This window comes from Halococcus sediminicola, assembly GCF_000755245.1.
In the GTDB taxonomy this organism is placed as follows: domain Archaea; phylum Halobacteriota; class Halobacteria; order Halobacteriales; family Halococcaceae; genus Halococcus; species Halococcus sediminicola.
Genome location: NZ_BBMP01000005.1, coordinates 144,299 through 160,457, shown reverse-complemented (window position 1 = coordinate 160,457; position 16,159 = coordinate 144,299). Strand labels below are relative to the sequence as shown.

The following is a 16,159-nucleotide window of genomic DNA, read 5'->3' as shown; positions in this document are numbered from 1 at the left end:
CGTGTCTCATATCGGTGTCATAGTCAATCCAGCCGCCGGACGTGATATCAGGCGGCTAACCGGTGGCGCAAGTGTTGTGGACAACTACGCGAAGCGACGTGTTACCGAATGTGTTCTCTCCGGAGTCACTGTCCCGTCTGCTACGCCAGACGTAACACTGATGCCCGACACATCGGGAATCGCTGCGAACGTTGTCGAGGACGCTCCGGACGATGTTTCTGTGGAATTGCTCGACATGACTCTTACTGGAGAGGCAGCAGACACCCGACGGGCAGCCGAACGCTTCCAAACAGAAGCCGATGCACTCGTCGTTCTCGGAGGGGACGGAACGACCCGCGACGCAGCGCTTGGCTGCGATGACCTTCCTCTCCTTTCGGTGTCGACTGGGACGAACAATGTCGTTCCGTCGGCGGTCGATGGAACCGTTGCTGGAGCCGCAGTTGCGCTCGTTGCGAGCGGTACTGTCGACAACGAGGAAACCACCTATCGTCATGAGATGGTCGAAGCACGAACCGAATCAGGTGAGTCCGTGACAGGGATAGCGGCAGTCGAACTCTCGGACCGTTCGTTCATCGGAACTCGTGCATTGCTTGATCCCGACGAGATGTTGGGTGGAATCGTCTCCCGAGCGAATCCGTCGGAAATCGGTCTGAGTAGTGTTGCGGGTGCACTCGATTCGCTTGCGCCCGACGAACCGGGCGCAATTGCGTTACGACTCGCCGATGCCGGAATGTCCAACCAGACAGTGAGGGCGATCGTCGCTCCCGGCGTGACGACCAGAGTTGGAGTCGAGGAACATCACCGCCTATCGGATCAGGAGTCAATGGTTGTCGAGGTTGACGATGGTGTGCTCGGTGCTGATGGCGAACGTGAACTCGAAGTTGTTAACGAAACCGTTGAGTTTCATTCGGTACCTGACGGTCCACGACTCATCTCACACGAAGCAGTGTTCGAGTCTGCAGCACACACTGGCGTTCTCACGGATGGTTGAGGGTGTCGCATGCGAACTTAGGCATTATAGAATAGCTACTGTATTGATACAGTAAGCAATTGGAACGAAGATATAAGTGAAATGACGTTGCTTGTCGTCTATGGCTATTGATACCATACCAGACGCAGGGGTCGAAATTCCAGAAATTACGCAAGTCGGAATTGTAGTCGAAGATATAGAGGACGGGATGGAACGTTTTGATTCAATTTTGGGCATTAGCCCGTGGGAGGTTTATCGATTTGAGCCTCCAAAACTGTCGGAAACAACCTATCGTGGGGAGGATCACGATTATACCATGACACTCGCACTTGCTGATCTCGCTGGGATGATGGTCGAACTGATTGAACCCACAGAGGGAAAGAGTATCTATACTGAACACTTAGAGGAGCATGGTGAGGGCCTCCACCATGTTGCGTGCTTTGCATTCGAAAATACCGAGGAAACCGTCCAGCAGTTCGAAGAGGCAGGAATGGAAGTACTTCAGAGTGGAACGTTTGTCGACACCCCGTATTGGTATCTCGACACGCAAGAGCAACTGAACGGCATGATATTCGAGACTGCGACGAATTTAGAGTCAATGCCCGAACCGGACGAAACCTATCCGAGATAATTCAGAGGACAGTTGTCGATTACAACCGCTCTGTACTGTTTTACAGAGAGTCAAAAAGCAACGGCAGTGGGTTTTCGATGTGTTCTGTGAGTGTTGCGAGAAACCGTGCTGCGTCTGCTCCGTCCACAACCCGATGATCGAATGAAAGATCGAGTGGCAACTGTCTTCTGAAGGCTACTCCCTCCCCGTCAGGGACTGGCCGCTGCTGTATCGCGTTGACACCAAGAATGGCAACTTGGGGTGGATTGATTATTGGATCGAACGATTCGACACCTAACAGCCCGAGATTCGTCACAGTGAATGTGCCCCCTTGGAGATCATCCATCGTATACTCGCCGGAAAGCGCTTTCTCTGTGAGTTCTCGGCGCTCAGTTGCTATTCTCTCAATCGATTTGGTGTTGACTTCCCGTAACACCGGGGTGATCAGTCCTGCTTCAACGTCGACAGCAACACAGACATTATGTTCTTCATAGAGACGATGCAAATCATCTTCGAAGGTGGCGTTAAAATCGGGATGTTCAGAGAGACTGGCAGAGATAGCAAGCAACAGCAGATCAGGCATTGAGACGTCAGTCTCAAGTGCATCTGAAGCAGCTTCGACGGCTTCGAGAAATGCTTCGACGTCAACTTCACGGTGCTCAGTGACGTGAACGGCATTTTGATAGCTCTGACTGAGTCGGTTCGCGATGGTACGACGCATTCCGTCGAACGACTTCTCTTCCCTGATGGTACGGCCTGTTGATTGGGTCTCGGGAGTCTCGCTCTCCCCCACTGTAATCTCACTCTCGTCAGCCGCCATCCGAACGTCTGATTCGGTAATGCGTCCGTTCGCACCCGATCCAGAGAGAGTATTGATATCAAGACCATGCTCGCGCGCAAGCTGTCGAACACGCGGTGCGGCGAAGATACGGTCGCTCACCTGCTCTTCTTCAGCATCCATAGCCTCGACATCATCAACGGTGATCGCACTTTGTGGACCTGAACCACTTACTTCGGCAAGGTCAACACCGAGTTCCTCGGCACGCTGTTCTGCCCGGGGAGAAGCTCTTATTTGTTCGCTTTCTGCTTGTGTATCTGTGGCAGCTTCAACATCATCTGCGGTAATTGCTCCTTGAGGTCCCGATCCATCCACTTCAGCCAAATCAACACCGAGTTCCTCGGCACGGCGTTCTGCTTTTGGTGAAGATTTTATATTAGTACTTCCTCCACCGGCTGTATCTACTTGTTCTTCAGCAGACTTCGGTGATTCTTCGATCGTATCATCTGTAGCTGCCTGGGATTCAGTTGATTCTAGAGAATTCTCTGTTTCGAATTCGGATTCGAGATCAGCAATATCTTCGTCCGCATCCGCAATGATACCAATAGGTGTTCCTGGTGGAACAGTCGCACCCTCTTCAACCTCAAGCAAGCGGAGAACACCTCCCTCACGGGCATCAATCTCAGCAACAGTCTTTTCGGATTCAATTTCAGCAATCGCTTCACCTTCCTCAACCGTGTCCTCTTCTTCTACGTACCAGTCCAGGATTGTCCCCTCTTCCATCTCCAGTCCTAGTTTCGGCATCTTGACAACGTATCCCATACTATGCGATGAGTCTACAAACTACTAAAGTATCAATGATAGAAATTCTATATAACTCAGATATGCCAATTCGACAATTTTCAACTAAGTCGATATAGTAGTGATAGTCATTAATTAGAGTACTCGAAATGACAAAGATATAGCTACGATCCATCTGAGATGAGTGCAGACTTATGATCTACCGGATGACCAGTGCTGGTCGATCCGTTGTTCGACTGCAGCAATCACTGTCGAGAGTACATCGATTGGGTGGAGCGACGACCACGTGAGATCGACGATATCGTCTCCATCCGGTGGCTGATGGAAATGGAGGTGTGCATTATGCGGGTTCGGATGGCGGTCCCAGCGGCACTCCCATCGGTCGGCGGCCATCGTCTCGACGTAGTGTAGGGAGAAATCACCACTGGTGAACCAGCGGATGTCCAGCCGAGCGGTCTCGACTGCCGCTGGATACCGGCTTTCCTCACACAGTACATGAAGGATACGAGGCTCGTAGCTATCGGGTTCAAACGTGGTTGTGTCGACTATCGGCTCGTCCGCTAAGCGAGTCTCAATAAGCCTGAGCGTCTGGCGATCCGGCGGTCCGGTTGATGATGGCTCACCACTCGAAGATGGAGTCATCTATGCTGGCAGAAGGTGGCCGTCGTTCTGGGAGAGCTGTCGTGCGAGTTCGTAGAGACGGATGTCGCGCTCAAGGGATTGCCAGTCGCTAATGGCGTTCATTCGCTCGTGAATCGCGTCGTGGTTGTCGTGATCGAACACTGAGATCGAGGAGGGATCACTCGTCTCGAAGCGCTGTTCGAACTCCTCCCGGCGGTCTTCGAGCTGGTGGACTCGATCGATGATCTCCTCGACAGTGAGCTCGTCGGCGAGACGGCTCGCGTCCTGCCATTCGAGATATCCGTCGTTGCGTTCGTAGCGAGCGGGACGGCTCTGTCGATCAACTCGTCCGACTCCCATCTCTGCAAGGCGTTCGAGGTGCTTTTTCGCGGCGTTGGGCGAGCAGTCGGCTATCTCTGCGATGGTGGAATAGGTCGTCGGCTCGGTAATGCCGAGGAGAGTATTGTAGACACGCCCGAACGTATCCGTGTTTTCGGACCAACGCTGGCGCACCGCGTTGGTCTCGCCGTCGGATGGAGTGGGGTCGAAATCAGTCACAGAGTGGAATACACATCGCTTCGCAATATATGTTTGGTGCGCACAGATATTTGACTACTGCCGCTTAGAAGTTGAGATCAGTACTCTCAATGCATGAAGCAGTATGGAACTAGGTTCGCCTAACTAACAACGGACGCGACCTACTGCTAGTGCCGCCGAACGTACACGTAGCCGTCTTCGATGAGTGAATGAAAAACGGTTTGCGATCCGTTGTGTCGCTTATATCAGTCCCAAACGGTCTCGTAGCCGGCGTCGTGGATAACACCGTCTGTAGTGATGATCGCGTCCGTATCCTGTGCCCGGTGACTACTGACCATCAGGGCGTCGTGGATGCTGAGCTCGTCAACCACCTGTGCATACTCAACCAGTTCCGCGTCGTTGATCGGTGCGACAGCGATAGGTCCGTTTCCAACCAGCGCCTCTCGAGCATCCTCTGGCGTCCCTGTAAGGGTGATGCCTCGGATGTCTTTGTCGCGGGAGACCGAGTACAGCACTTCAGCGAGCGCCGTGCTCGGCGCCTGGATAATCGTTTTCGCGGCTTCGGCTTCGGCGAAGATCTGGTCAGCCTTTCCTGGGAGCGCATCAACGAGGTAGACAAGGAGGGAGACGGCGTCAGCGGTGTACGTCGCCATTCAGGCTTCCTCGTAGTTGTGATCTCGACGCTTGCGGACGCGGTGCTCCAACTCCTCGGCGATCTCCTCACGCTTCCCCTCGGAGGTATCGTCGGGCACGAGCATCCCGCGCCCACTGGTGTGAGTACGCTTTTTTACGACGATGCCTTCATCTGTATCCGACCAGACGACCTCGTCACCGGGCTCTAAGTCGTACTTTTCGCGAAGGTTCTTCGGGATCGTTGTCTGTCCCTTCTCCGTGACACGTGTCGATTTGCTCATACTCAGTAATACTCGGTGTATTACCTTAACCTTGCGGGAGTAGGAATCGGCCTATTGGATCTGATTTGGCGGCGGTCGAAACCACTATTCGTTTAAAATCGCCCATTCTAGCCCCTCTATCCCTGCTGTAGTCTCATCTTTCACCGTCGCGTGGATGTTGAGAGTGGTACTCCCAATGCATGGTCCCATGCCGAAGTTCGGATCCATCGGTTACTTCTGGTGTCTGCAATTTGCAATTACACCGTGTTCGACCTGCCGACTGTAATGGCGCGGAGAACATCCGGCAGAAAAGTACCTCCGAGTCCTCTCACGAGGATAGGAGTACCGGCTGGTTGGCATAGCCAGCGGTTCGTCTGTTCAACAAAACGCGAGGAACGTTCTCCCTGCGTCAACAGGCGACCCGCGAACCTTAATATCCCAATTGCGGTCGGGAATCCTCGCCGTTCACGGCGGGGAGGATGTCAACCTGCATCGGTCGGCCGGACGATCAGTTGTTCGACGTTTACGTGGCGGGCTGTGTGAGTGCGTATTGAACGGCTGCCGCGATGTCCTCGCCGTCGAGCGCTCGCATCGACGCGACGAGCGTTTCGATATTCGCCTTCATTCCCTCATCCGTAATCTGTTCCGGAAGTTCAGTATCGGTCACACCGGGTTTGAGGACAGTCACGCGAACGCCATCGTCAGCGACCTCGGAACGAAGCGAGTCAGCAAATGCCACGACGCCGGCTTTCGTGGCCGCGTATGCGCCGAAGCGCGCGCCCGGGTTCTGGATAGCGTCGGACGAGAGGGTGATGACGTGTCCACCGTCGCCCGCCCGGAGCGCGGGGAGTGCAGCGCGCGTGACCATCGTGCCGAGCAGGTTGACCTCGACCATCCGTCGCCAGTCGTCTGGGTCGGCGCGTTCGACCGGCGCGGGCAGCATCACTCCGGCGCTGTTGATAAGCGCGTCGAGCCCGCCGAACGTCTCGGTCGTCCGCCCGACCATTTCCTCGACGTCTGTCTCGTCAGTGATGTCTGTGGGTATCGATAACGCCGCGCTGCCAACGTCCTCGATTTCCGCTGCAAGCGCTTCGAGACGATCGGCCCGCCGTGCGGCGAGCGCCACGCTGGCTCCCGCCGTCGCGAGCGCTCTGGCCGTTGCTGCGCCAATGCCCGAGGATGCGCCCGTAACGAGTGCCACCGTCCCGTCGAGATCGCCGATCGAATCGTCCACAATCGAAACACTCCCGCTAAACGAATGAACCTATTCCTCGGCTCAGGGATCCGTCCGTTAGTGCATATCGAGGGCATACGCTCTTCGACATCGCGGTCAGGACCATTCTCACGGCCGGTGCGCTCGTTTGCGTGCCAATCTCCAACTATTGCAGCCTAAGTACGCTCGCAAGCGTCGACTGGTGAGTGAAAACCGATCGCCTCGAGGTTTCTGAGCTAGTCGGTCGAGACTTGGCGACGTGCTAAGCACCCCGATAACTCGTCAACTGTAGAAGAATCCCAACAGCAATCTAGCCAGTAAACTAAGCAGTAGTCTAGTAAACTAGCTGGCAAACTAGCCAGTAAACTGTCTAGCAATACAGCGGGACATATGTCTGACGCATCTTTAAGCCCCCTCGTGTTCCAGCTACCCTTATGACCAAAGCGTTCGTTTGGTGGTCGGAATCCGGAGGGCCCGGAAAAACCACGAATACAATGCAAACCGCTGCCGCCATTGGTCGCGATGGCTACGATGTCCTTGCGCTCGACCTTGACCCACAACGGGGTGCACTCACTCACTACGCTGGTTACGACCACCTTGATCACGACACCGCCGAGAACACTGTTGAACCCACCATCATGAATGTGTTCTTCGGAGACACCGACGTGCACGATATCATTGTCGAGACTCCACACTTCGATCTAGTTCCCGGCCACGAAGACCTCGCCAACTTCGAATCCAGCCTCAGCAATGCCGGGAAACGCGGCATGGATGAATACTGGGTTATCCGTGAACTGCTTGAAGACCTCAGCAGCGACTATGACGTATTCATCCTTGACGTCCAGGCCACGCTAAACAAACTCGTGGACAACGCCATCATCGCTGCCCGGAACATCATGGTCCCAATCGAACTTTCGCCGAAAGGGGATGCTTCCCAACAAGGTCTTGAATCCACTGTCGAGGCAATGGACTCCGGATTCTCTAAAATGGGTGTCGATGTAGTGATCAAAGGCACCGTTCCTACCCGCGTCGGCAACGCAAAAATCTTCGAAGACTATCGCGACACCATGAGCGACCGCGGTGTTCCACTTAGTCCGTTTTCCATCCCGGAACACTCCCTCCTTCGATACACGTGGAGCGAACAAATGGATCTGTTCTCCTTCATTGAATCATCGGATACCCGTGAACTCCGGCCTTATGAAGAGCATGTCCCACTCGCGTTCAAGGTTATCGGCCGATGGATGACCGGTGACTACAGTTACAATGAAGCTGTTGCGCAGTGGGATACGGTAAAAGACTCTGAGATGGGTGATGCGACACCCGAGAAACTGCTTGACACCAAAATGGAGCAGGAGGCTGAAGCCTAATGGGAAAATCTGATCGCTACGATATGGACGGTGCCGACGACGATTTCGACAGTAGCTCCTCATCGGTACAGACACAGGCCGAAACCAGCACGCTTGACGATTCACCGAGTTCAGCAAAATCGACGGAGAGCTTGGAGGAAATCCCACACCGTGTACGGTACGATAGTCCGAAGGACGGGCGAAAGGCGAAAACATTCTACCTGGATGCTGCCGAGGACCTGCAGCGCCTTCGTGAACTGCACACCGTTGCGGAGTCGAACTTTGACGAAAAAGTACACCGACTGGATGTGTATCTTGCTGCGTTCCGTTCTGACCTCAGCGATGAAAGCTTTCTCGCAGAGATGCAGCGTATCGGGTACGGATACTTCGATTAACATGCGAGAGACTGATCAAGAGTAGTGGCACGTTCGATGTGTGGTGAACAAGCTCATATAACTGCGCGCAATATTTGTCACCCACCCGTTCATGGAGTCGTTCATCTACGAGTGCGTCAACTGCGATCATCAACTCAGCGGCGATGAAGGAGCGTCACGGTCCTGTCCGGAGTGTCGGCGACTCATGAAACGCATCGATTCGTCGTGACTCGAAAGCTGACCGACTAGAAAGACGCGCTTGCACGCAAGTAGGGTCTCTCGTATCTATACCTTGTCGCCAGAAGCACTTAAAGAACAGACGAAGGCTCTCGATTCATCAATCATAGGGTCGGTGACGAATCTTTACCCATCGGTTGAGCAAAGATAGTTCCAGATGTTTGGTTCATCGATTGCATCGATTCCACTCGGAATGGAGTCTTTCAGTGTCGATAGATCCGGAATCAGCCGGTGCTTGAACCACTCGTAGAGCTGATTCCAGCATCCTTCCACTGGGTTGAGTTCGGGGAGTTTCGATGGGAAGTACCAGACCGCCAGCTTCTCTCCGCGCACGCACGAGACCGAACTGTCCCCGACAGTTTCGGTCTCGCGCTCACCACTCACGAACTCCCAGAGATCCCTCGCATAGAAGTAACCTGCACGATCAAGAAACACCACCAACTCTTCGCCAAACTCCTTTTGGAGTGCTTCTAACAAGCGAATTCCGTGGTATCGTGTGAGGTTTTCTTCCGTCCAGCAGTAGAAGCTGTCACCGTCGCCGGTGACAGCGCCAAGCACTGTCACCTTGTCCCAGGAGTTCGATGTCTCGACCGTTGGATCGGACCCAATCGGGTACCATCCATGCCGCTGGACGGTGCCGACGCGCTTGGTAAACTGGTCGACGACAACGACCGTCTTCTCGGCTAGTTCGGGGCGTTTTTTTCGACCGTCGCTTGGAACTTCGCTTCGTCTTCAGGATCGGCTTCGTGATTGCGAGGCCGCGCTGTCCGCCAGGACAGCCCGGCCTCAGTCAACAGATAGCGTGCATGGCGCTTGCTGTACTCAACGTCGTACTTTCTGGCAACGTAGTGGAGCAGAATCTTCGGCGACCAGGCCTGTTGGTCGTAGCCCAATTCAGTAGGTGAATCGTGGAGCACCTCTTCGAGGTGCTCACGCTGTTCTGTAGTGAGTTTTGAGGGGCCGCCGGGGCGAGGAGCGTCGTAGGGAGCCTGCTCGATCGGTTGCTCGACAAACCGATCCAGCCAGTTGCGGATGGTTTTCTCAACAACGCCGTGACGCTCAGCAAGGGTGTCGATCTGAGCGCCCTGCTTGCGGCCGATCGCCGCGAGAACGCGTTCTCGCGGCTTCTCACCTTCCGTTTGCTCACGCACCTCGTGGAGTTCTTCCAGAGTGATATCGTCGAGCCGACCCATTACATCGGGCTACTGTCTAGGTCGGTAAAGATCTTTAGCCGACCCTATCAGGCCGAACCGACAGTCAGTTCCGGCAGACTCGGATCACGATAGGGATTGCGGCCGTAGACTGCATCGTGGAGGTCCTGTTCATCGAGTTGGTCAGTCAGGGTTCGGCGGAGGCGATTGAGGTTCGTCACGTCGAGGTCGTGCTGTTCGCAGAGGGCGGAGAACTGCTCATCGTCAGTGATCGAGTGGAACTGCTCGTAGAGATCGGCAAGCCGTTCGGGCGGCTGGTCGGCGATCCACTCCTCATCGTGAAGTCCGAGATGGTGTTCGCGCTCGCGGTCGACGACGTGGCGAATCACGACAAGCGCGACCTTGGGGATAGCGCGCTGACTACCGAAGGCGGTGAGATCGAGTTTGACCATCGTACCGATGGCGCGATCGCGTTGCCAGGGGGTCAGGCCGAGGCTGCCACAGAGCGCGTGGGTGAGACGCAACTTTTCGAGGCGGTGAGCGCGCTTGCTGTAGCCTTCCATGGCGGGGTGGCGCTCTTCGTGAAGCCGACGGATGTTGTCACTGAGGTCGCCATCGGGCGAGTCCGCACGGCCAATGCGAGTCGCGCTCGGCGTGACCAGTCCCCAGCGGCGGGTAGTTTCGTCGCGCTGGAGATCGGCTCGTGAGACAGTACTATCACCGGGCTGGCGACTCAATTGACCGACTTCTTCCTCATCGGGTGGGACGGAAGTCGGGCGTGGAGCGGTTCCACCGTTGGGCATGGCTTAGACGGTAATGGCTGCGAAGAGTTGAAAGATGCGTCTGTGTCGAATACGATGGCACGCAGAATCCACCGAACCTCTCTCGTATCTATACCTTGTCGCTAGAAGCACTTAAAGACCGACGCGGACGAGCCGCTGGTCGGTCACGTCTCACACTGATGGTGCGAGTGGGCGTCTCCAGTTTGGGATGTGGACCCGAGTGGTGTATCTCGAAGCAGTAGAATAGTTCCCCAAAGGGTGCGGCTCTCACGGCTGAAGATTCATATACGGCTGGTTGGGAAGAACGTGTATGGATGAAAGGCGGCGAATACCGCCGTTCGTTGAGGACACGCTTGCGCTGTTGACCGAAGCAGCTGGCGGGACCGGCGAAGGCCTCCCGCGAGACGAGGTCATCGGAGTGATCACTGACGACGAGCGCTTCGACAAAGCCGACGCCGAAGCAGCGCTCGAGTCGCTGCAGAACCGTGGATATATCTATTACGTCGAAGAGAACGTCCGGATCACGCCGACCAACGACTGAGCAGCGACTCGCCGCAATCGGCAGAAGATTCTTGCGATATTTCACTTTCAGCCCGCTTGGAAAGGGTCTATAACTGGTTGGGAGCTATCCACGCCGAGGACCACAGTCTGGACCTCGAAAGAGCGCTGTCACACGCTCTCTTTCCCTTTCATGATACAGACAGTCAAACGGATGCTCTCACGCTCGACACAGGAGTCCGTCGTTGAGTGCCGCAACTGCGGGGCGAACGTCGAACCGGAGACTGAGTCATGCCCACTCTGCGCCTCGACTGAGATCGCATACTACGAGGTCGATCCATGAACTGAGTAACTTCTTAGCCGAACAGGAGGAGCATCCCAATCAGCGGTTGATGGACTCGGAATACGGAAGAAGCCGGACTTACACTCGGAAACAGGTGTGTGGGCCACGGTTCTTTAGACAGCGCCTCTCTGAGTAGTGGCATGACGATTCCGTTCGACGCGGCGTGGGGGACGCTGATCGAGCATTGCGAGGAACTCCCTGTAGAGGCGACGCTGATCACGCCGCTGGCGTCGAAGCGGTTCCGCGTTACCGACGTCCAAGATCACCGAATCGTTATCGAAGACGTCGATTCGGGCGAGACACAACCACTCCAACGCGAGCAGTTCGAAGCACTCGCAGAGCATACACGCAAGGCAAGCGAGGGCTACGAACTCGAACGCCTCCCACCGAAAGCCGAACCGTACGCAGCAGTGCTCGCTCTCCACCCGCGCTACGTGCTCGACGAACGCGAGAACACGTTAACCGAGCTTGACGAGGCTGACGAGAGCGCGGTGTTGGATGATGCACCCCACCTGTCGACGACTGCGGGTACAGACAATCAACAGGATAGTTCCCGCGAGGAGCCCGAGATCGACGCCTACTCGGACATGCTCTTGCTGATCGACGCGCTCGAACGTGAGAACATGACTGCTCTCGAAAGCGTCGACACACCCATGCTGGTCAACCTCTACACGCTGCTGTCGGATGTCCAGCGTAACGCGAACGACCTCCGCAAGGACGTGACGGACGTTCTCTTAGAGCGGGTTTGCCACGACCGGCCGCTACATGGTCAGTATGGGTCGGTCCAGCGAACGACGCGGCGGAACCGCTCACTGAAAGACGACAAAGAAGTGCTCGAGGCGTTCGCGAAGACTGGCATCGGCCACGAGCAACTGCTCGGTGTCGATCAGAGCAAGGTCGAGGAAGTGCTGGATGTCGTCCCAGTGTCCGAAGAAGACGTCTACGACGTGAGCGAAAGCGAGTACGTACGCAAGGCCGAGGTCGACGAAGAGCGCAAGGAGACGCGCTTGCAGGGGCTCAAAGATCGGTTAACAGTTTAGCGACGATCCCGAGGCGGATATCCTACGCCAGGAAGTCGAGCGCTTAGAGCAGGAGATCGAAGAGCTAACCGAGTTTTCGCCGGCGAGTTCGTTCGATGAGCAGGCCGAACGCGGCTGAGACGTCGACTCACCTGATCGGGGTTTCACCGGCTGGATTGATATCATCGGTTACGTGAAAGACAGGCGCAAAGCCTCGCCCTTTAGGGCGGGGATACGTGCCGTCCGCTTTGTCTCGGATGGTCGCAACCGCCAACAACGCGGTGGTGGCCGTTTGGATATTCCATCGGAACGCTTAGATTTGTATACCGTCATAGGTTACGTATGGCGGATCGTACGGTCACGCGCACCGACCATCGCACGCACTTTTCCACACGCTCTCAAAAGAAATTGTAGCAAAGTGCGCCGAACGTGGTGTTGGAACGGTATTCGTTGGCAACCTCGGCGGCATCCGTGACGGCGACGACGGCCCGAAAAATTGGGGCCGGCACGGGAATCTCGACCTCCACGGGTGGGCGTTCGACCGCTTCACGAAGATGCTCACGTACAAAGCGGAGATGCAGGGTATCGCCGTCGAAACCGTCTCCGGACGGAACACGTCGAAAACCTGCTCCGTATGCGAAACGAAAGCGGACAGCCAGCGCGTCGAGCGTGGCTTGTACGTCTGCGAGGAGTGCGGGACCGTGGCGAATGCCGACACGAACGGCGCGGAGAACATCAGGCAGAAAAGTACCTCTGAGTCCTCTCACGAGGATAGGAGTACCGACTGGTTGGCACAGCCAGCGGTTCGTTTGTTCGACAAAACGCGAGGAGGTTTCCTCCCGCCAGAACAGGCGACCCGCGAACCTTAATATCCCAACTGGGAATTCTCGCCGTTCACGGCAGGGAGGATGTCAACTTGTTGAGCAGTTGAAAGTGGGCGTGATTGGTAGTTGACGTGCAGCCACTCACACTGGTTCGTCGGCTGCTGTGGTGGATGACACGCTGGTTGCACAGGTGCTGTGGTTGGCAAGGCGACGCGTCATCATGGCGCTTAAACTCACAGGGATTAGCACTGATCCTCGGGATTTTCACATCACAGGTATTCGACTTGTTGAAATCGGTGTGCGAGATAGAGAGGGTGTATGCAGCAAGTGGAGGTCGTTTCGTTTATATTCTCATCAATGAAACAGCTGAGAGGTGGCTGTGCGTATTGCGGAGTCAGAAAGGGTTGCTTGCCGGAAAGATATAACCGACGAGAGCGTCTCCCAGAGCGTATGAGTCTCTCCCGTGATGAAGACGTACTCGGTGGCGAGCCGCGAATCGATGGAACGCGTATTAGCGTTCGCCACGTTGCCGCGCGGGTGATTGACAGCAGGCAATCTCCCGCTCACGTCGCGGACCAGTTCGACATCTCCATCGCAGACGTGTACGAAGCGCTCTACTACTACTACGCTCACATTGACAAGATGCGTGAACTCGAAGCAGAGAACGAAGCGGCGTTTGAGCGGGTTCGAGAATCTTCGGTGAAACCCAAAGAAACCGTGCAGTAACCCGGGCGAAGATTCTGCTCGACGAACACGTCGGTCGGGTTTTCGAATGATTGCTCCGAGAGCGCGGGCATGACTTACTTCGTTTCAGTGATTGTCAGCGTGTAGTCACCGGAACCGCTGTACGAATCGACATCGATCTGCATGGCTGTCGAGTCGTCGGGGCTGTCGATAGTGACTGTCTCTTGGCTATTGGTCGACCGAGAGGTGTAGTCGTAGTTGTTCGGTGAGGCGCTCTGAGTCGTACCCGTGTTGACGTAGAGGTCGAAGTCGGCGTTAGTCGGTCCATCGAGTTCGACGACGACCTGGCTCGGCGAGGAATACGTCCATGACCACGTGTAGTCGTCGTAGTCCGAGGAACTGTATAGCGTGCCGCTGACATTTCCAGACGTGGATTCGCCACCGCCGCCACCGCCACCACCGCCGCCGCCATCTGAAGGATCAGTAGTGACAGCCGCGAGGGCATCAACCTGACCACTACCCTGCTCGTTCTCGGGGAGACCGATATCTTCTGCGGTGTTCTTCAGATGAGTCCGGAGCTCGGAGTTAGTGAGGTCCCACTTTGCAAGCGTGAGCCCGGCGACGCCGGAGGTCACCGGGGTTGCCATCGACGTGCCCGAGAGTCGTTCGTAGGAGCCGCGCGTCTCGGTAGTCGTCGAGAGAACGTCAACGCCTGGCGCACACAGCTCAACCTTCTCGCCGTACTGGCTGAAGCTCGCCAGCTGCTCGTTGCTATCGACCGCCGAGATCGCGACGCACTCGCTGTAGGCAGCGGGATAGCTGACGGAACTGGAGCCGTTGTTCCCTGCGGCGGCGATCACGAGTGCGCCGTTGTCGGTCGCGTAGCTCACGGCGTTTTTCATCGTGCTCGTGTACCCACCACCACCAAGCGAGAGGTTGATGACGTCAGCCCCTTGGTCGGCTGCCCACTCAATGGCGTCAGCGATGTCCGACGTTGAGCCACTCCCGCCTTCATCGAGCGCACGGCCATTGATCAGCGAAGAATTGCCCTGGCCGGCAACGCCGGTGCCGTTGTCAATCACGGCAGCCGCACAGCCCGAGACGTGGGTACCATGGTACTCGTCGCTCGCTACATCTGGATACGGATCCGAATCGTCGTCAGCGAAGTCCTTCCCGGGATCGGACTTGTAGTTCGCCTGGAGGTCAGGATGATCGTACTGCGCGCCGGTATCGACAACCGCGATGGTTACTGACGAATCGCCCAGCGTGGTGTCCCACGCTTGGTCGGATTTGACCTGCTTCGGGGCGTATTGGTCGCCGAAGCGCGGATCGCTAGGATTGTAGAATACCTGATGGGTTGCGTTCGGCTCAGCGTACTTGATGTGGTCCTTTTTGGTAATTGCGTCAATGAAGTTCTCCTTCGCACGGTCTGTAGCTTGACTGGGAAACTTCACCGCGACGTAACTCAGCGTCTCGTTTCGGTGGACGATCTCCGCGTTACCGGGGACGGCCTGCTTGACCGCCTGATCCATGTCGGCTGCCGACGCCGACACCCCAACGAGGATTTCGTCCTTTTTTGGGCCGGGTTGGCGGCCGGGTGTCGCCGATGCGACGCCGCTCAGTCCGCCGAACAGCGTCCCTGCACCAATTGCTTTCAGGACTGATCGTCGATCTGGAGTGGGTTTTTCAACCATGTTCCAGACCTACAACCAACACGCTATTCCTTAAATCTTCTCATACAATCATGAAAGAAGTGATCGCGGGTTATGGTGTCGCCAGAATTTCTATGAGATCGTGTTCCAGATAGCGTGACGCATTTTGACTCATCTTTAGGGCGAGGGGAGGATCAAAGATCAGCGAGATCTGTTTCGGTGCGACCACACGGGGTTGCGCGTCGAGGTCTCTCACCGGTCCTCATTTTGCACATCAAATAGCCGAATTCCCCAATCTGATGTGTAATGTTGAGCGGGTCAGACGCTGATTTCGTCCTGAGAGATGACTAACGGGAGAGGATTTGGAAGCTGGGTCCGGTAAATGAGCGGTGAGTCACCCCAAGCAGGACATCTTTGATGAGCCGATGTGCAAGATACGCGCTTTGTATCTTACACGCTGTATCCCCCAACTACTGGAGAAGACTCGTGCAAAACTATGGGTTTAGTCTGAGAATCCCTATCAGTTTGCTCGGCCGAGTGAGTCGGATACGATCCAGTGTCAGTAAGCACGGCCAAAATATTAATGGTTGTATATGATAATGGTGAGTCGCGAGCAAACAACCCATGTACAAGATCATCTGTGAGACGTGTGGAGAGTACGGCTTTCACCCATCACGGGTCGGCGCAGAAACACAAGCTGAAACGCACACGCATGACACCGGCCACGCCTCGCATATCGAACCGATGACTGAGGCCACGCTCTCATAGTCTCGAACGCGGATGAGCGCTGACTTCAGCTCTTGAGGGAGTACTCATCTCCAGCGAT

Annotated in this window: 14 protein-coding genes and 4 pseudogenes; 8 read left to right on the top strand and 10 right to left on the bottom strand. The window is 55.8% G+C overall.

Going from position 1 to position 16,159, the window contains the following annotated elements; genetic code table 11:
• Position 1 precedes the first annotated feature (1 nt).
• Positions 2 to 991, top strand: a complete 990-nt coding sequence (locus ACP97_RS02630; RefSeq protein WP_049996283.1) for an NAD(+)/NADH kinase — start codon at positions 2 to 4, stop codon at positions 989 to 991.
• A gap of 100 nt (positions 992 to 1,091) precedes the next feature.
• On the top strand, positions 1,092 to 1,601 hold the full coding sequence (locus ACP97_RS02625) for a VOC family protein (RefSeq protein WP_049996282.1): 510 nt from the start codon (positions 1,092 to 1,094) through the stop codon (positions 1,599 to 1,601).
• A gap of 40 nt (positions 1,602 to 1,641) precedes the next feature.
• Here ACP97_RS02625 and ACP97_RS18900 read toward each other — a convergent pair whose 3' ends face one another.
• The 6 genes and pseudogenes from ACP97_RS18900 to ACP97_RS02595 all read right to left on the bottom strand — a co-directional run bounded on the left by ACP97_RS18900 (position 1,642) and on the right by ACP97_RS02595 (position 6,444).
• Positions 1,642 to 3,180 (bottom strand): 2-oxo acid dehydrogenase subunit E2, encoded by a 1,539-nt coding sequence (locus ACP97_RS18900; protein ID WP_079977519.1) that lies wholly within the window; start codon positions 3,178 to 3,180, stop codon positions 1,642 to 1,644.
• 171 nt (positions 3,181 to 3,351) lie between these two features.
• Positions 3,352 to 3,801, bottom strand: a complete 450-nt coding sequence (locus ACP97_RS21210; protein WP_079977518.1) for a hypothetical protein — start codon at positions 3,799 to 3,801, stop codon at positions 3,352 to 3,354.
• A complete protein-coding gene (locus tag ACP97_RS02610) occupies positions 3,802 to 4,338 on the bottom strand; it encodes a winged helix-turn-helix domain-containing protein (RefSeq protein ID WP_049996279.1) in 537 nt (178 codons plus the stop codon). It lies immediately after the preceding gene.
• 224 nt (positions 4,339 to 4,562) lie between these two features.
• Positions 4,563 to 4,970, bottom strand: coding sequence for a hypothetical protein (locus ACP97_RS02605; protein ID WP_049996278.1), 408 nt, complete (start codon positions 4,968 to 4,970; stop codon positions 4,563 to 4,565).
• Positions 4,971 to 5,231, bottom strand: a complete 261-nt coding sequence (locus ACP97_RS02600) for an AbrB/MazE/SpoVT family DNA-binding domain-containing protein (protein ID WP_049996277.1) — start codon at positions 5,229 to 5,231, stop codon at positions 4,971 to 4,973.
• A 461-nt stretch (positions 5,232 to 5,692) separates the two neighbouring features.
• Positions 5,693 to 6,444, bottom strand: a pseudogene (locus tag ACP97_RS02595) (SDR family NAD(P)-dependent oxidoreductase).
• Between the two features lie 413 nt (positions 6,445 to 6,857).
• Between ACP97_RS02595 and ACP97_RS02590 the strand changes: the two are divergent.
• Both ACP97_RS02590 and ACP97_RS02585 read left to right on the top strand, forming a co-directional pair.
• On the top strand, positions 6,858 to 7,790 hold the full coding sequence (locus tag ACP97_RS02590; RefSeq protein WP_079977517.1) for a ParA family protein: 933 nt from the start codon (positions 6,858 to 6,860) through the stop codon (positions 7,788 to 7,790).
• The gene (locus tag ACP97_RS02585) at positions 7,790 to 8,164 is read left to right on the top strand and encodes a hypothetical protein (protein WP_049996276.1); all 375 of its coding nucleotides are present in this window, start codon (positions 7,790 to 7,792) and stop codon (positions 8,162 to 8,164) included. The genes ACP97_RS02590 and ACP97_RS02585 overlap by 1 nt, the downstream gene beginning before the upstream one ends.
• 342 nt (positions 8,165 to 8,506) lie before the next feature.
• Here the strand turns inward: ACP97_RS02585 and ACP97_RS02580 are convergent.
• From ACP97_RS02580 to ACP97_RS02570, 3 genes and pseudogenes are all read right to left on the bottom strand, one after another.
• A pseudogene (locus ACP97_RS02580) lies at positions 8,507 to 8,992 on the bottom strand (IS630 family transposase); the annotation flags it as partial.
• 71 nt (positions 8,993 to 9,063) lie between these two features.
• Positions 9,064 to 9,573: a winged helix-turn-helix domain-containing protein gene (locus tag ACP97_RS02575; RefSeq protein ID WP_049996274.1), complete on the bottom strand. Its 510-nt coding sequence runs from the start codon at positions 9,571 to 9,573 to the stop codon at positions 9,064 to 9,066.
• 47 nt (positions 9,574 to 9,620) lie between these two features.
• On the bottom strand, positions 9,621 to 10,334 hold the full coding sequence (locus tag ACP97_RS02570) for a hypothetical protein (protein WP_049996273.1): 714 nt from the start codon (positions 10,332 to 10,334) through the stop codon (positions 9,621 to 9,623).
• Positions 10,335 to 10,623: 289 nt separating this feature from the next.
• On the opposite strand from ACP97_RS02570, the gene ACP97_RS02565 reads away from it, so the two are divergent.
• From ACP97_RS02565 to ACP97_RS02550, 4 genes and pseudogenes are all read left to right on the top strand, one after another.
• Entirely contained in the window at positions 10,624 to 10,854 is a 231-nt protein-coding gene (locus ACP97_RS02565; RefSeq protein WP_049996272.1) for a hypothetical protein, read from the top strand.
• A gap of 440 nt (positions 10,855 to 11,294) precedes the next feature.
• Positions 11,295 to 12,312 (top strand): annotated as a pseudogene (locus tag ACP97_RS02560) (hypothetical protein).
• Positions 12,313 to 12,536: 224 nt separating this feature from the next.
• Positions 12,537 to 13,042 (top strand): annotated as a pseudogene (locus ACP97_RS02555) (RNA-guided endonuclease TnpB family protein); the annotation flags it as partial.
• A gap of 405 nt (positions 13,043 to 13,447) precedes the next feature.
• Entirely contained in the window at positions 13,448 to 13,723 is a 276-nt protein-coding gene (locus ACP97_RS02550; protein WP_049996271.1) for a DUF433 domain-containing protein, read from the top strand.
• 74 nt (positions 13,724 to 13,797) lie between these two features.
• Here the strand turns inward: ACP97_RS02550 and ACP97_RS02545 are convergent, their stop codons facing one another.
• The gene (locus ACP97_RS02545) at positions 13,798 to 15,375 is read right to left on the bottom strand and encodes a S8 family peptidase (protein ID WP_049996270.1); all 1,578 of its coding nucleotides are present in this window, start codon (positions 15,373 to 15,375) and stop codon (positions 13,798 to 13,800) included.
• Positions 15,376 to 16,159 lie beyond the last annotated feature (784 nt).

Excerpts from the sequence above, each read along its gene's own strand:
- ACP97_RS02575 (WP_049996274.1), bottom strand. The coding sequence starts at position 9,573 with ATGGGTCGGCTCGACGATATCACTCTGGAAGAACTCCACGAGGTGCGT.
- ACP97_RS02625 (WP_049996282.1), top strand. The coding sequence starts at position 1,092 with ATGGCTATTGATACCATACCAGACGCAGGGGTCGAAATTCCAGAAATT.
- ACP97_RS02600 (WP_049996277.1), bottom strand. The coding sequence starts at position 5,231 with ATGAGCAAATCGACACGTGTCACGGAGAAGGGACAGACAACGATCCCG.
- ACP97_RS02565 (WP_049996272.1), top strand. The coding sequence starts at position 10,624 with ATGGATGAAAGGCGGCGAATACCGCCGTTCGTTGAGGACACGCTTGCG.
- ACP97_RS18900 (WP_079977519.1), bottom strand. The coding sequence starts at position 3,180 with ATGGGATACGTTGTCAAGATGCCGAAACTAGGACTGGAGATGGAAGAG.
- ACP97_RS02590 (WP_079977517.1), top strand. The coding sequence starts at position 6,858 with ATGACCAAAGCGTTCGTTTGGTGGTCGGAATCCGGAGGGCCCGGAAAA.
- ACP97_RS02550 (WP_049996271.1), top strand. The coding sequence starts at position 13,448 with ATGAGTCTCTCCCGTGATGAAGACGTACTCGGTGGCGAGCCGCGAATC.
- ACP97_RS02545 (WP_049996270.1), bottom strand. The coding sequence starts at position 15,375 with ATGGTTGAAAAACCCACTCCAGATCGACGATCAGTCCTGAAAGCAATT.
- ACP97_RS02570 (WP_049996273.1), bottom strand. The coding sequence starts at position 10,334 with ATGCCCAACGGTGGAACCGCTCCACGCCCGACTTCCGTCCCACCCGAT.
- ACP97_RS02585 (WP_049996276.1), top strand. The coding sequence starts at position 7,790 with ATGGGAAAATCTGATCGCTACGATATGGACGGTGCCGACGACGATTTC.
- ACP97_RS02605 (WP_049996278.1), bottom strand. The coding sequence starts at position 4,970 with ATGGCGACGTACACCGCTGACGCCGTCTCCCTCCTTGTCTACCTCGTT.
- ACP97_RS21210 (WP_079977518.1), bottom strand. The coding sequence starts at position 3,801 with ATGACTCCATCTTCGAGTGGTGAGCCATCATCAACCGGACCGCCGGAT.